This window comes from Acidithiobacillus thiooxidans ATCC 19377 (assembly GCF_009662475.1).
GTDB lineage: Bacteria > Pseudomonadota > Gammaproteobacteria > Acidithiobacillales > Acidithiobacillaceae > Acidithiobacillus > Acidithiobacillus thiooxidans.
Window position 1 is genome coordinate 1,432,980 of the sequence record NZ_CP045571.1, and the last position, 14,351, is coordinate 1,447,330.

A 14,351-nucleotide genomic window follows, 5' to 3' on the forward strand; every position below is an offset into this window, starting at 1 on the left:
CGAGAAATCATCTCTATCAACACAACAAGGTAAGGAATGCGAACTTGACCAAAGTCAAGGAATGTCCAATGATAGTTCGTTACACTGGGGCCGTAGCACACAAGTAGGCATCTGTCTTCATTTGTTTCATATAGAAGGAGTAACCAATAAATGAGCATTAATATTCAACTGATCCAGTCCAGTGGTGCAGCTGTGAAAGACCTGGGTGTTCAGGTTGCCGAGCACTTTTATAATTATATGTTTACGCATTTTCCGGAAGTCCGGAAAATGTTTCCGGGAGACATGACCGAACAACGTATTCGGCTTTTTAATTCGGTCATTCTGATTGCGACCACTATCGACAATCTGGAAGTGTTGGTCCCCTATCTGAAAGAACTGGGCATTTCACACATCAAATATGATACGCGTCCGGAACATTATCCCATCGTCGGTAAAAGCCTGCTCAATACCCTGAAACATTTTCTGGGAGCTGCCTGGACTCAGGAAATGGCAGAATCCTGGATTGAGGCCTATAACCTCGCTTCCACGGTATGTATTGAGGCCGCCTATGAGGCAATGGCCCCTTCCCGTTTTGTCCCGGTCACCATCGACGACGTTCCGCCTGCTGTGTGATTCGAGCATACCGGTGGCGCAAGGATATTTCCGCTGCGCCACGCTGATGAGGTGACGCCATGGAATACGAAATTTGTCTGGAGCCCTCCGGTGTCCGCTTCAAGGCGGATGAAAACCAGAATATTGTCGAAGCGGCAAAAGCCCATCATGTGGCCATTAAACATGGATGCGCCAGCGGTTCCTGCGGAGATTGCAAGGGCACCATCCTGTCCGGAGAAAGTGAGCAAGGACCCTTCATGCCCCTGCTTTTATTGCCAACCGAGCGCGCTGCGGGCATGGCCATTTTGTGCAAGCTATATCCGCGCAGTAATCTGCGGCTGCAAGCTGAAGTGATTTCCGGGGACATCTGGAATACTGAAATTGTGGGGTTGAGCAAACTGGCCTGGAATGTGCTGGAACTGCGGTTACGGCCGGAAAAACCCTATCCATACCGAAGCGGGCAATATGCACGGATGGCCGTGCCGGGACAGGAAAATCAATGGCGTTCCTACTCCATGGCCACCCCTCCGCAGGACTGGGGCGAGTTGGTTTTTCATATTCGTGAACTTCCGGGTGGTCTGTTCAGTCGCTGGCTTTTTTACCGGGCACAGCCCGGCGAAGTAATCACGCTCGGACCGCCACAAGGAGACTTCGCCCTCCAGGATAATACGCGGCCCCTGCTTTGTATTGCCGCAGGAACGGGATTGGCACCCATTGAAGCCATCATTCAGGAAAGTATGCACACAGGGCAAACCCGCCCGATTCATCTTTTTTACGGCGCCAAAAAAAAGCGGGATTTTTATCATCTGGAAACACTGCAGCAATGGGCCGGACAGTATGCCCATTTCACTTTTACACCCACCATTTCCGATGGCGAAGATACGCAGTGGAAAGGTGCCCGCCGTCTTCTGCCCACGGTGGCAGCCAACGGCCACTGGCAGGATCATGAAGTGTATCTGTGTGGCGGACCCGGCATGATAGAAGCGGCCATCGATCTCCTGCGTTCTCATGACGTGCCTCATGCGCACATACACTTTGACTCTTTTGCGCCCAACGGTTAGCGCGATTGGAGGAGATGAAGATGAAAGTACAAATTCTGGTCTCGAAATGGTGCCCGGTTTGCCCGCAGGCTGAAGCAGTATGGAAACAAGCTGCGGAAAAGGTGCCGATGGAACTGCAGGTACTGGATGTGGCGGATCGCGAAGGGCGCGAAATCGTCAGCAATCTGCGCATTAAAACGGTCCCGGCCATTGTCGTGGACGGTGCCCTGAAGACAGTAGGCGCACAGCCTCTGGGCGAAGTGCTGAAAATGCTCGGCGCCCAATGAATACAAGCTCCTGAATGCGCCTGAACAAAGCTTCGGCCACGTTCATGTCCCGTAGAAACACACCACAACCTTTTTGGAGAATGCCATGACACCCATAGATCAGATCATGCAACAGGACCATGAACGCCTGGATCAACTTTTGGAGCAAAGTGCCCAGGCTGTCCGCCAAGGCGCATGGCAGGAAGCTGCGCAGTTCCTGGAAGCCTTACGCCACGGCATTGTTGATGGTCATATGGTCGTGGAAGAAGGCACCTTATTCCCTGCCTTCGAGCTACAGGAAGGTAGCGAAGATCATCCTCTGACTGCGCTACTCCGCAAGGGGCATCAGGATCTGCGGGTGTTTTTTGAAGAAATGGCGGAGGCCATTGCAGACCAAGACGCCGAGACCTTTGACGATCTGCTGAGTACCGTCCAAACCATTCTCAAACAACACGATGCCAAGGAAGAAACCGAACTTTATCCCTATCTGGCTAGCGCGTTGGCGGATCAGGGTGAAGCTGCGGGAAAACGTATTCTCGACTTTGAGGCGGAGGCCACATCATGAGTGAATATAATGGTTGTGAACTGCCTGAAGACCTGTTTTATGATCTCGATTATGTCTGGGTGCGCCCGGAAGAAGACGGTACGCTGACAATTGGCGTCACAGACCCTGCGCAGACCATGTCGGGCCGCCTGCAAAAAGCCCGCATTAAAAAAACCGGCACACATCTGGAGGCCGGACGGCATGTGGCTACGCTGGAAAGTGGCAAGTGGGCAGGCGGCGTACCCGTGCCCTTTGCCGGTGAAGTCATTGCCCGCAACGAGCAATTGTTGGAAGACCCGCACCTGATCAATATTGATCCTTACAAGGACGCCTGGATTGCCCGCGTCAAACCGGATGATCCCCAACATGCCCTGGACAACGTGAAAACCGGCAGTGAGGCTATTGAAGCACTGGAGGCCTGGATCAAACGCTATGGGGTGCAGTGTATGCGCTGTTCGGAATGATCCATGAAACAGGCCGCAAGCCGTTTTACGCTCAGCCCGCCCGCGCCCTTTCGCCTGGACCTGACCGTCTGGGTGCTCCGTCGTCAGGCCCATAATCAGATCGATGCCTGGGATGGCGAAATCTACCGGCGGGCCTGGCAATATGCAGGAAACAGACTGGAGGTCCGGCTTTGGCAAAGTCAGGCAGGCAGGACGCCACTGCTGGAAGGAGAAGTCCAGGGGAACTGCGTTGATGCGTCAAGCGTTGCCTGGGTCAGCAGGCAACTTTCGTGGATGCTGGGTCTGGACCAGGATCTTCGCCCCTTCTACGCGATGGCCGCCAGCGACTTGCGGCTGGCAGCTCTGGCGGATCGCTTTCAGGGATTCAGGCCGCCGCGTTTTTCCTCCCTTTTCGAAGCGCTGAGTAATGCCATTGCCTGCCAGCAATTGAGCCTGCATGTCGGCATTCTCCTGCTCAACCGCATGGCAAGGCTGTGCGGTAACGATCCCGAAGTAACGGACCTGCTTGTGCCTTTCCCGAACCCTGCCGCCTTACTGCAGCAGGAAGCAGCCAGCCTGCGCAGCCTGGGGTTCAGCATCCAGAAGGCCAAGTTTTTGCTTGGAATTGCAGAAAGCGCTGCAGCAGGTCAGTTGGCGCGTGAAAACTGGCAAGACCTGAGCAATTCTGAAGCCGCACAGCGCCTGCATCAGTTGCGCGGTATCGGCCGTTGGTCTACAGAATATGTGTTGCTGCGCGGGCTGGGGCGTCTGGACGTGTTCCCAGGTGATGATGTAGGCGCCCGCAAGGCCTTGTATCAGTGGCTGGAAGAAAAGTCTGCTCCGGACTATATGCAGGTAGCCAAAAGGTTGCAGTCTTGGCAGCCCTATGCCGGCATGCTGTATTTTCTTCTGCTCTTAAACCGCCTGGAGAAAGAGGGACATATATCATGACATCCCATTCGCCGTTACGATCTCAGCCCCCTGAGATCATTACCTGGCGCGTCTATGAGCGCCCTCTGCCAGCAGGCTACCACGTGCTCGCTGAACGTCTCTGGCCGCGCGGGGTGCGCAAGGAGGATCTTCCCCTGGACAACTGGCCCAAGGAACTCACACCCAGCACCGCTTTGCGTCAGTGGTTCGGGCATGTAGAAGATCGCTGGACCGAGTTTCGTGAGCGTTATCTGAACGAACTCGCCGAACACCAGGAAGAAGCCTGTCGTTTACTGGATAATGCGGAAGGTCGGCCGGTCATTCTGCTCTATGCCGCCCACGATAAAATCCATAATGGTGCCGTGGTACTTCGGGAGTTTTTGCTATCACAGTCCTGCTAGCCCGTTACATGCCTCTGAACCCTTCTGAAGTTTCACCGATTTTCATGAGTTACTGATCACTGAATGTTACGCTACCATACGCATGAGCATCTGAGTGAATGAGTCAGTTGATCGAGAAGCGTCGTGGTCATTTTGGCATCTCCGAAGATCTTCACTAGTTCTCCGAAGGAGGGGTTGGTGGTGATAATCAGCGCGGTCTGTTCGTAGAGTTTGCTGATCAGATGGAAGAGCAAGTGTTACGTCTTTCGTTATCTGAGAAAGAGAGAGGCGTTGATGGTAGAAGCAACCGGTCAGCGGCAGACAGGCTTATACCGTGCTTTCATAACCTTGGGTCGGAGTGGTGGTCAGGGGCTGGAGTGCCGAATGTTTTTGTCCGGGTTTCCAGTGCAATTCTGCAATCATGGAAAGCCCCGGACGCAAGGGGTGTTCCGGTTGTGTAGTGTTGCATCCTTTTTGCTGCTTAAGTGGCTGTTGGCGCGAATGACCTTTTGCAGGATGTCGCGGGCGGTTTTGGTCCAGATGAAGGGTTTGGGATGGGTGTTGTGGTGGTCGATGTACCCCTCAATGGCCTGGATGAGTTCAGGCACACTGGTGAACACCCCACGACGTAACCGCTGGGTCGTGATATCCCGAAAGAAACGCTCGACCATGTTGAGCCAGGATGCTGAAGTGGGCGTAAAGTGCATGTGAATACGCGGGTGCTTGTCGAGCCACGCCTGTACTACCGGGTGTTTATGGGTCGCATAGTTGTCGGCAATCAGATGCAGAGCCTTGTCCTTGGGCGTCTGCCGATCAATTTTCTTCAGGAACTTCAGCCATTCCACATGGGTATGGCGCTGTTGACACTGTCCGATGACCTGACCATCCAGCACGTTGAGTGCGGCAAACAAGGTCGTAGTGCCATTACGTTTGTAGTCGTGGGTCATCGTTTCTGCGCGGCCCTTTTTGAGGGGGAGACACATAAAACGGCCAGCGCCAACCGGTGCTGTCGGTGATCCAGCCACCGATAAATGGACCCAGGGTAAAGGGCGTGAGCGCAGCGATCCCCCACAAGCTCAGACCGATGTTACGGCGATGTACTTGGATAGTGGCGCAGGATAATCTGCAAAGATCCCGGAATGGTCAATCCACTCGGGAACCCCTGAACAATACGGGCAATCAGAAAGATGTCATAATCATTCGATTGGGCACAGATGGCTGAAGCCAGGGCGAATACGATAAAAGCCCCTGCCAAAACCCGCATTTCCCCCCAGCGCTGCAAAAACCAGGGAGAAGTCGGAAAGGCCAGGGCCATGGCGAGAAAAAGTCTGACTGGGTCCAAATCGCAAAGTCCGGGTTGACGCCCAGACTCCCGGCAACATGGGGTATCATGGGCAGATAGGCACCGGTGTTTAATAATACCAGAAAATATCCGAGCCCGATCACCAGATTCAACAGCAGTACCATGCCGGTGCTGAGTGGAGAAACTGCCGAAGCATTATGTGAAAAAGCCATGAACAGGAAATCGCTTATATGCTGGTGAATTAAACGCACCGATGATGCGGTCTTAGGGATGAACGGATGATCTCCCTTACCTTTTGATCAAAGTCGATCACCTCCTTATCCATATTGATCAAGTGGTGCCGCTCCTTGAGATACGCCATAGTATTAAAAAAACCTCAACAGTGAGGTTCTTATCCTGGCGGATCAGAATTTTGCTGGGGAGGTCAATGGCTAGCGTGGGAGCGGCAAGCATTAGCGGCGTGCCGCCTTTGGGGTTGCCAAAAACTAGGACTACCGTCGGTAGCATCTGATACCCGACCTCTTGTGCCGCGCGGCTATGATCGAAATGAGTGAAGATGGTAAAGCCTTGAACCTTGAGAGCGTCTTCCAATTGCCGTGCTGTTTGGGCTACGTCGTAAGGCGAGTACCAATGGAAAAGACCTGCCAGCAATGAGTTATCCAACCGTTTCCTCCTTGGGAAAAGCCCGTCTGCAGCGTCCACCTTGCACCTACCAGAGACATCAATGCTATTGCACTGACATAGTATATTGATTAATGAAGGTTATAGATAAAAAAGAGTCCACGCAAGCCAAGCTTTATCCAATATGAAATGGGTCTGGAGTGAACTGCAACACAATCGGATTCCGCTCATGATGGAGGGATGAAAACCATCATGAAACTTGAAGGGTTAAAGACGATTGATCAACTGGACACTTTTCTGTCCCGCATCCATGTGGTGGCCTTTTCGGTCATAGATGTCAAGGATGCCTGCTATCGTTGGATTCAGGGAAAACTGATCAAGTTCCAGTATTTGACTTCGTCCCGTCCTGCCAGAAGGATGGAAATCCGCTATCTGATCTCATCAAGGGTACCTAGTACAACTTGCCTTCAATTTGTATGGCTACCCCCTTACCATCCGTTCTCATAACATCCACCGCCTGTTAAACAGCGCCTGAGATTTATCAGTTTTTAGCGGAAAAAAGCGTCGAAATGGTTTGTCCTTGGCCTGACACGTATTCCGCAGAATATCTCAATCTATCAAGTGGTTAAATACTCATTTTTAACAACGTTGCATGGTAAATGCATGATGCTGACATATGGCAAAAAGATGCCGCTGATTAACATTCATCTGAAAAGCGCTGATCTATGATGAGGCGTATTGGTAATAATGGACAGATTTACTTCAAGCAGTAGTCCGTGTCAAAGTTGTGCGAACACCGGAGTGCGATAACTAATCCGTACTCACTCGGGTGGTTCTTGGCTAGCTAGGGCTTAGGAACTAGGCTATCTAACAGGGACTTATTGCATTAATAAGGAAGTGTCATGGATTCCACGGTTATTCCACCGCATCAGCTTGATTATACGCTTCCCGAGGTGAATCAGAGAACGCTTTCTACCGCTGTCACACCCCCAGAAGGCGTCACGCTGAATTTCACTACCCATGCTGGATCTCATCTGATGCTCCACGTGCCTCGGTCCCTTTTTGATGCGTTCTGTATACGATTGGGTAATGCCTATAAGGCGGGATGCTGGTTTGCCGCGCGCTGTAGAGAAGTGGATACCCTTTCACATCCATGTATCGAACGCTATGTGAACATTATGGCCCATGACAAACTCGGTCTGGAACGTGGTCAGAATATGGCGCATATCACGGTATCATCCCCAACGGGACGGCCAGAGACTGACGCATGTTAACCGGGGATGCCGACAGGGATGTCTCCGGTTCCCCTGAAGCATTACACGAAGTTGGAGCAGAAGCGGCCTGCCTCTGGTCGGAAACCTCGGAACCTGAATCTATCGCCGAGCCTGTTTGGGAAGCTGAGTCAGATGAACCCGTTGATGCTACCACGCTTTATTTACAGGAAATCAGCCGCAACCCGCTCCTTACCGCGCAAGAAGAAGTCGCCCTGGGACTCCGGGTACAGCAGGGCGATCTCTCGGCACGCAATCGTCTGGTGGAATGCAATCTCCGGCTCGTCGTGAACATCGCGCGCCGCCATTCGCGGCAGCATCACACCCTGCCACTTCTTGATCTCATCGAAGAGGGGAATCTCGGATTGATTCGTGCGGCGGAATTGTTTGATCCGGGACGGAGAATTCGGTTTTCTACCTACGCCACCTGGTGGATCCGTCAAAGCATAGACCGGGGCATTATGAACCAGGCGCGGGAGGTGCGGTTGCCGATCCATGTCATCAAAAATCTCAGTGCGGTGCTGCGCAGTATCCGGGAACTTACACAAACCCTACAGGGTAAACCGCGCATAGAAGAAGTAGCGCAGGCTATGGGCAAGTCCGTCGCCTATGTAAAAGATTGTCTGCAGCAGGACCGTCATGCAGTCAGTCTGGATGCCCCCGTCTATCAGGAAGCGGATGGCCCCTCTTTGGCTCAGTCTCTGGCAGATACTGAACCGTCGAGTCTGGAGGCCTCTCTGGAGGAACAGGAGATTCTGAGGCAGATTTCTAGAATCCTCCTAAGTCTGGATATACGGCATCGTACTGTTCTGATCCGACGCTTTGGTCTGGATGGTCAGGAAGCAGAAACATTAACCGCCATCGGCAAAGAGTTGGGCGTCAGCCGCGAACGGATCAGACAACTACAGGAGGAGGCATTCAATCTGCTGCGTCAGCATGAAGCGTTGCAATAAATCATTCAGGAGCCCTTTTATATGGAAATCATTGATGTGTCTGCCCTGGACAGGCTGAGTGCCCAGGCCCAAGAGTTTCAGCATACCCGGCCTTACCCATGGATCCGCATTACGGATTTTCTGTATCCAGAAAAGTTTGAGCAACTTTGCAAGGATCTTCCTGATCCCGCGCTTTTTGGATTGCAAATCGACTATAAAAGGGCGCTTGGGCAAGCAAGCCATGATCGTCTTGCACTACAGTATCGACCAGCGCTGGAGAAAGTCCTGACGCCCAGCTGGAGGAATTTTATTCACGAATTACACAGCGATGCTTACAAGAATTTCTGGCGCAAGATGCTCGGGTTAACATCTAGGACACCGGTTATTCTGACCATGCACTGGCGTTATGCGCCATCCGGCGCCTCCATTTCACCCCATACGGATGCCCGGCGCAAAATAGGTTCGCATATTTTCTATTTCAATACGCCCGAAGACTGGGAAGAAGCCTGGGGCGGACAGACGCTGGTTCTGGATGATGGTGACAAATGGTCACGTCATTCGGCGCCGGACTACAGCGATTTGCGCGAGGCCGGGGCTTCAGAGGTACTGGGGAATCGCAGTTTTCTCTTTGCGCAAACTGATCATTCCTGGCACGCCGTCAAAGCCGTGCAGTGTCCGCCCGGCCATTTCCGCAAGGTTTTTATTGTGGTCGCCAACCGCCTCACCCCGCAGGTCATCTGGCGGCGCATACGGGGCAAAGACGCCGATGGCTACCGTCTGTCTGGTGGTGTTCAAGAAAAACCAAGTTTCAATGAACGCTAATAACAGATATATGGCAAAAGGAGAAGGTTCATGCGCTCCCCATTTTTAACTCAACAATGGTTACGGTTATTCGGATTGGTCCTCTTGTTTTCATGGCACCTTCGACCTGGGCGGTTACCCTGATGTCCAGCGGGGTCCCCTATTTGAGCGTGGGTGCCGGCGCTTTCAATCTCGTCGGTGCGGTCGATGATGACGGCTACAACCAGACTCCGGCTGGATGACTACAGTGATGGTAAGGACAATGAAAATTGTGTTCGCAGCAAAGGCTAAGAATAGTTCCGAGATTCCATTTAAAAAGGAGTATTACCATGACCAACCCTGACAGCAAGGCGGTTTCCCCTGAGCAGCGTCATTTAATGATTGCAGAGGCGGCCTACTATCATGCCGAACGTCGCGGTTTCCAGGAGAGCGACCCGATTGCGGACTGGGTAGAGGCAGAAAAAGAGGTAGATGCCATGCTATGTCGTACCCCCATTCCGACCAAGGAAAAAACCGCAAAAGAAATCTTTGAGGATCATCTCGAAACACAACTCAAGGAATGGGATAAGCAAATTTCCGGATGGAAGAGGAAGGTCAAAAAAGTAGATGAGTGTCAAACAGCGCCAGTGATTGGCCAGTTTTCAGCAAAAATTGGCGTCTGGATCGTTCGCCCTTGAAAGCATCAGCATTCTTCTAATATACAAAATATTTCAATGCACTAATGATTTATATTTCGCAATATGAGGTGGTAAAAACCTGATGCTGAAAGATGGTTAATGAATGACGCTGATTAACAAAAAGTCACTGGGATTTGGGTCCGAGCTTCGTGGCTACCTATACAGAACCTGCGTACATAGCACATTGATCATCCGGACAATATTTATTTGTTTATACGGTTTGGCAAAGATTGTTGACCTGAATCACCGACTATAATAGAGGCTGTTGGTTGATCGCATTTTCTCATCGTCGGCCACTAGGCCAAGGAGCTTTCACATGAACGACAATAGCACGCAACAAGGGTTAGCAGGGCACGGAGCTTTTTTCCAGGACACGAACTTATCGGCCAACGAGGCGGAAGCGGCCACGGCATGGGTACGCAGCCACGTTGACCGGCGCACCATGGACCTGGGCGAGCGGATGGATGATATACGTGATCACATGTGGGAACTGGAGAAGGAAGGTGAGATCATCGTCCACCGCATCAATCCCGGACACCAAGCGAAAGTGGTAAAAACCCTCTATGGTTGGGACAAGAAGATCCCCACCAATCGTCTCTGGCACCACAAGAGCTGCGGACAGTGTGGCAACATCCCCGGCTATCCCACCAGCCTCATGTGGTTCATGAACAAGCTGGGCATCGACTACCTTGATGAGACCGACCAGACTTCCTGCACTGCCTGGAACTACCACGGCTCTGGTATCGGCAACGTGGAGTCTTTGGCTGCTGTCTTCCTGCGTAACTTCCATCAGGCCTACGTCTCCGGCAAGCAGCACGGCTTCGAGAATGGCTACTTCTATCCCTTAGTGCACTGCGGCACCTCCTTCGGCAACTATAAAGAGGTCCGCAAATATCTCATTGAGTCCGCTGAGCTACGGGAGAAAGTTAAAAAGATTCTCGGCAAGCTGGGACGCTTGGTGGATGGTAAGATCGTTATCCCTGAGGAGGTGGTCCACTACAGCGAATGGCTGCACGTCATGCGCCAGCGAATTGCCAGCGAATTACAAACCATAGACGTTTCGCACATTCGGGTTGCTGTACATCCTGCCTGCCACGTCTATAAGATGGTGCCAGAGGATGCAATCTACGATCCTGAAATTCTTGGTGGTAACCGGGTCGCTGTTACTACATCAGTAGCCATGGCCTTGGGTGCGCAGGTGATAGATTATTCCACCTGGTATGACTGCTGCGGTTTCGGCTTCCGTCATATCATATCGGAGCGTGAATTCACTCGTAGTTTTACTATGAACCGAAAGATAAAGGTAGTAAAAGAGGAAGCTAAGGCTGACGTGTTGATTACTCACGATACGGGCTGTGTCACCACTATGGACAAGAACCAGTGGATCGGCAAGGCGCACGATATGAACTATAGTGTACCCGTCATAGCTGACGTGCAACTGGCTGCCCTGGCCTGTGGCGCTGATCCTTTCAAGATCGTCCAGCTCCAGTGGCATGCTTCGCCCTGTGAAGATCTGGTGGAAAAAATGGGCATCAGCTGGGACAAGGCCAAAGCCGACTTCCAGGAATACCTCAAACAGGTCGAGCAGGGGAATGTGGAATACCTCTACAACCCCGAGCTCGCCATTGATCAGCACATCAACATGAATGCCGATTGATGTTTCTTGGTGCAGTTTAGATCGGCATAGGGGACGGCATAAGCCGCACCCTGCCACACCACCCAGTATGCGAGTTCGCACCGGGCGGTTCGAGGGGTTGGGGTCATGGGAGTCTGGGGAGGCCAATGTCGCCAGGGTATTTGGCCGTGATGTGCAATGTTGGCGCTGTTCCGGCTGAAGGGCCGGCGCCGCGAATCTGGACCATCGGCCACGGCGCGCGTTCCCTGGAAGAATTTATCGACATGCTCCGGGCCGACGGCGTGCAGGAATTGGTGGATGTGCGCAAGATGCCGCGCTCCCGACACAATCCCCAGTTCAATGGCGACACCCTGCCGACGGCCCTTGCGCCCTTGGGGATCGGTTATCGCCATGCGGAGGCCCTGGGCGGGTTGCGCCGGGGGTGTGTCGATTCCCCCAACGGCGCCTGGCGCAATGCGAGTTTCCGCGCCTATGCCGATTATATGCAGACGGCGCCTTTCCAGAAAGGATTGGAGGCCTTGGAGACCTTGGCGCGTAGGCGCAGGACGGTCCTCCTGTGCGCCGAGACCCTCCCGTGGCGCTGTCATCGCTTTCTCATTGCTGACGTCCTTACCGCCCAGGGTTTTACCGTGGATCACCTGCTGACGCCAGGGCATGACCAGAGGCATTGTTTGAGCCCTTGGGCGCGGCGGCGTCCCGATGGCGGGATCTGGTATCCGGCCCCTGATCCCCTTCCGCTCCAAGAAGGTTCCCACAGGAGTCCATGATGGAAATACGCCTCGACTATGGCTTGGTATCCCCCAACGGCATCCGCAGCCTGCGGGATCTGGAGACTTATCTCCATGGAAGCGACTTGAAACCAGCGCTGCTGGAACTGGTGAAGCTGCGCGCATCCATCCTCAACGGCTGCGCCTTTTGCATTGACATGCACAGTAAGGAAGCCCGCGCTCGGGGCGAGATGGAGCAGCGTCTTTATGGCCTCGCCGCTTGGCGGGAAACGCCCTTTTTCAGCGAGCGCAAATGCGCGGTGCTGGCCTGGACCGACGCCATCACCCGCATCGACGAAGGCGTCTCGGACGCGCTCTATGCAAACGTCCGCCGTTATTTCGAGGAGAAGGAACTGGTGGATTTGACCCTGGCCGTCGTGGCCATCAACGCCTGGAACCGCCTGGCCATTGCCTTCCGCACCCCCGCCGGCAGTTATCGGCCGGATCTGGACCGATAGATGGGATACTACTTCCGCCTCAGCCCGCGACCGCCCTTTCGCCTGGACCTCACGGTCTGGGCGCTGCGCCGTCAAGCCCACAACCGGATGGATGGCTGGGAGAGCGAAACCTATCGGCGGGTCTGGCGCTATGGGGACGGATGGCTGAAAGTCCGGCTCTGGCAGACGCAGGGCGATCCCGATCCGTTTCTGGAAGGAGAAATCTACGAAGGCCCCCAGGACGAGCGGACTGTCTCTTGGGTCCGTGCGCAACTCACCTGGATGCTGAGCCTGGATCGGGATCTCGGCCCCTTTTACGCGGTGGCCGCTGCCGATCCTCGTCTTGCGTCCCTGGCGGCGCGCTACCGGGGTCTCCGGCCACCTCGTTTCCCCTCCCTCTTCGAAGGACTGGTCAATGCCGTCGCCTGCCAGCAACTGAGTCTGCATCTGGGTATCACCCTCCTCAATCGCCTCTCGGAGCTCTGCAGGGAGGGGGTGGGAGAAATGGACTGGGTGTATCCTTTCCCGGATCCCCGCTCTCTGCTGCGACAGGAGGTGACGGCCCTGCGTGATCTAGGTTTCAGCCGCCAGAAGGTGACCGCCTTGCGCGCCCTGGCGGAAGAAGCGGCGGCCGGCGGACTAGAGCGTGAAGACTGGCAGGGCCTGCCCAACGCCGCAGCCTTACAGCGTCTGCTGCGTTTGCGCGGCATCGGCCGCTGGTCGGCAGAGTACGTCCTGCTGCGCGCCCTGGGGCGTCTGGACGTTTTTCCCGGTGACGACGTGGGGGCGCGCAAGGCCCTGGCCCGCTGGCTGGAGAAAAACAGCAGCTTGGATTATGCCCAGGTCGCCCATCGGCTCCGGCCATGGCAGCCCTACGCCGGCATGGTATATTTTCTATTGTTGATGCGGCGACTGGAAGGAGAGGGACGTATGTGGAACCCCAGCGATGAACTGCCGCTGTCCCAAGCGGATCAGGCGGACAGGCGGTAATTGCGCAGGATTTCCAGAAAGCGGCTGATCAGCTCCGAATGCCCCTGAATGTGGAAGATATAACGCGGCACACTCCGTTCCGTACTGCGAGCCATGAAGGGCTCTCCCCAAAAGCTCAGGAGAGCCTCCGTCCGCCCCGTCGCCGCCGAATCCGCCACGATCAGGGAGATGCTTTCCTGATTATCGATCCAGGTGGGTTCCTGAACTTTATCCGCGCCTGGGCAGGCGCGGATAGTGGGCAGGATTTCTTCCCACAGACGGCGCTGATCTTTGTCCAGAATGAAGCGCATGGTCGTTATGCGTGGATTCTCCAGGGCCGGCCGGAGCAAGGCATCAAACAATGCCGGGGGCTTGTACATGGAAAGGCAGACATTGAACCAGATCATTTCGCCGCTGGCGTGGGCCAAGAACTCCGTGCTGACCTTGCGGATCCGGTTCGGCCCGATGAGTACGGCATCGGGAGGCAGGAGGCCCACTTCGATTTCACGCAGGCTTACCTGGACGGCCGCAAGTCGGCCCTCCAAACGCTCCATGGCCCTTTCCCGGCGCATATCGCGTAGAAAGAGCAGAGCGATGAGCGCAACAGTCAGGGTAAGCAATACCTCACCCTGAATTAGGTGCAAGAGTTCCATGACGATGGCCGCGACCGCCGCGATAACGCCTGCGATGGCATCCCATTCCAAATTGAGCAGGCGTTTCGTGTGCACCATTACCCCTCCATG

General features: G+C 54.2%; 18 protein-coding genes and 2 pseudogenes. 15 read left to right on the plus strand and 5 right to left on the minus strand.

The window, feature by feature from the left end; genetic code table 11:
- Positions 1–150 precede the first annotated feature (150 nt).
- From GCD22_RS07455 to GCD22_RS07485, 7 genes are all read left to right on the plus strand, one after another.
- Positions 151–612, plus strand: coding sequence for a globin domain-containing protein (locus tag GCD22_RS07455; protein ID WP_010642122.1), 462 nt, complete (start codon positions 151–153; stop codon positions 610–612).
- A gap of 59 nt (positions 613–671) precedes the next feature.
- A complete protein-coding gene (locus tag GCD22_RS07460; protein ID WP_153940557.1) occupies positions 672–1,652 on the plus strand; it encodes a 2Fe-2S iron-sulfur cluster-binding protein in 981 nt (326 codons plus the stop codon).
- Between the two features lie 20 nt (positions 1,653–1,672).
- Positions 1,673–1,918, plus strand: coding sequence for a thioredoxin family protein (locus GCD22_RS07465; protein WP_142087284.1), 246 nt, complete (start codon positions 1,673–1,675; stop codon positions 1,916–1,918).
- An 85-nt stretch (positions 1,919–2,003) separates the two neighbouring features.
- The gene (locus tag GCD22_RS07470) at positions 2,004–2,462 is read left to right on the plus strand and encodes a hemerythrin domain-containing protein (RefSeq protein WP_153940558.1); all 459 of its coding nucleotides are present in this window, start codon (positions 2,004–2,006) and stop codon (positions 2,460–2,462) included.
- On the plus strand, positions 2,459–2,905 hold the full coding sequence (locus tag GCD22_RS07475; protein ID WP_153940559.1) for a biotin/lipoyl attachment domain-containing protein: 447 nt from the start codon (positions 2,459–2,461) through the stop codon (positions 2,903–2,905). The genes GCD22_RS07470 and GCD22_RS07475 overlap by 4 nt, the downstream gene beginning before the upstream one ends.
- 3 nt (positions 2,906–2,908) lie before the next feature.
- The gene (locus GCD22_RS07480) at positions 2,909–3,835 is read left to right on the plus strand and encodes a DNA-3-methyladenine glycosylase 2 (protein ID WP_153940560.1); all 927 of its coding nucleotides are present in this window, start codon (positions 2,909–2,911) and stop codon (positions 3,833–3,835) included.
- Positions 3,832–4,215 carry a DUF488 domain-containing protein gene (locus tag GCD22_RS07485; RefSeq protein WP_153940561.1) on the plus strand — a complete coding sequence of 128 codons (384 nt, stop codon included), beginning with the start codon at positions 3,832–3,834 and terminating at the stop codon, positions 4,213–4,215. Before GCD22_RS07480 ends, GCD22_RS07485 begins: the two co-directional genes overlap by 4 nt.
- A gap of 98 nt (positions 4,216–4,313) precedes the next feature.
- Here the strand turns inward: GCD22_RS07485 and GCD22_RS07490 are convergent.
- From GCD22_RS07490 to GCD22_RS07510, 4 genes and pseudogenes are all read right to left on the minus strand, one after another.
- Positions 4,314–4,448: pseudogene (locus tag GCD22_RS07490) on the minus strand (ATP-binding protein); the annotation flags it as partial.
- Positions 4,449–4,613: 165 nt separating this feature from the next.
- A pseudogene (locus GCD22_RS07500) lies at positions 4,614–5,171 on the minus strand (IS630 family transposase); the annotation flags it as partial.
- Between the two features lie 110 nt (positions 5,172–5,281).
- The gene (locus tag GCD22_RS18430) at positions 5,282–5,536 is read right to left on the minus strand and encodes an MFS transporter (protein WP_065973927.1); all 255 of its coding nucleotides are present in this window, start codon (positions 5,534–5,536) and stop codon (positions 5,282–5,284) included.
- A 291-nt stretch (positions 5,537–5,827) separates the two neighbouring features.
- Positions 5,828–6,160: a DUF302 domain-containing protein gene (locus GCD22_RS07510; RefSeq protein WP_153940562.1), complete on the minus strand. Its 333-nt coding sequence runs from the start codon at positions 6,158–6,160 to the stop codon at positions 5,828–5,830.
- Between the two features lie 198 nt (positions 6,161–6,358).
- On the opposite strand from GCD22_RS07510, the gene GCD22_RS17940 reads away from it, so the two are divergent.
- From GCD22_RS17940 to GCD22_RS07555, 8 genes are all read left to right on the plus strand, one after another.
- Complete coding sequence (locus tag GCD22_RS17940; RefSeq protein ID WP_065973928.1) at positions 6,359–6,625, plus strand: hypothetical protein; 267 nt, start codon at positions 6,359–6,361, stop codon at positions 6,623–6,625.
- 760 nt (positions 6,626–7,385) lie between these two features.
- Positions 7,386–8,342 carry a sigma-70 family RNA polymerase sigma factor gene (locus tag GCD22_RS07520; protein WP_065973930.1) on the plus strand — a complete coding sequence of 319 codons (957 nt, stop codon included), beginning with the start codon at positions 7,386–7,388 and terminating at the stop codon, positions 8,340–8,342.
- A gap of 21 nt (positions 8,343–8,363) precedes the next feature.
- On the plus strand, positions 8,364–9,143 hold the full coding sequence (locus tag GCD22_RS07525; RefSeq protein WP_065980278.1) for a 2OG-Fe(II) oxygenase: 780 nt from the start codon (positions 8,364–8,366) through the stop codon (positions 9,141–9,143).
- A gap of 308 nt (positions 9,144–9,451) precedes the next feature.
- Positions 9,452–9,799 carry a DUF2934 domain-containing protein gene (locus GCD22_RS07535; RefSeq protein WP_244947604.1) on the plus strand — a complete coding sequence of 116 codons (348 nt, stop codon included), beginning with the start codon at positions 9,452–9,454 and terminating at the stop codon, positions 9,797–9,799.
- A gap of 316 nt (positions 9,800–10,115) precedes the next feature.
- A complete protein-coding gene (locus GCD22_RS07540) occupies positions 10,116–11,456 on the plus strand; it encodes a heterodisulfide reductase-related iron-sulfur binding cluster (RefSeq protein ID WP_139110701.1) in 1,341 nt (446 codons plus the stop codon).
- Positions 11,457–11,581: 125 nt separating this feature from the next.
- Complete coding sequence (locus GCD22_RS07545; RefSeq protein ID WP_211371697.1) at positions 11,582–12,202, plus strand: DUF488 domain-containing protein; 621 nt, start codon at positions 11,582–11,584, stop codon at positions 12,200–12,202.
- Positions 12,199–12,660 (plus strand): carboxymuconolactone decarboxylase family protein, encoded by a 462-nt coding sequence (locus GCD22_RS07550; protein ID WP_198926000.1) that lies wholly within the window; start codon positions 12,199–12,201, stop codon positions 12,658–12,660. The genes GCD22_RS07545 and GCD22_RS07550 overlap by 4 nt, the downstream gene beginning before the upstream one ends.
- Entirely contained in the window at positions 12,661–13,629 is a 969-nt protein-coding gene (locus tag GCD22_RS07555) for a DNA-3-methyladenine glycosylase family protein (RefSeq protein WP_153940563.1), read from the plus strand. It abuts the gene before it with no gap.
- On the opposite strand, the gene GCD22_RS07560 is transcribed toward GCD22_RS07555, so the two are convergent.
- The gene (locus GCD22_RS07560) at positions 13,611–14,339 is read right to left on the minus strand and encodes a hypothetical protein (protein WP_153940564.1); all 729 of its coding nucleotides are present in this window, start codon (positions 14,337–14,339) and stop codon (positions 13,611–13,613) included. The genes GCD22_RS07555 and GCD22_RS07560 overlap by 19 nt on opposite strands.
- Positions 14,340–14,351 lie beyond the last annotated feature (12 nt).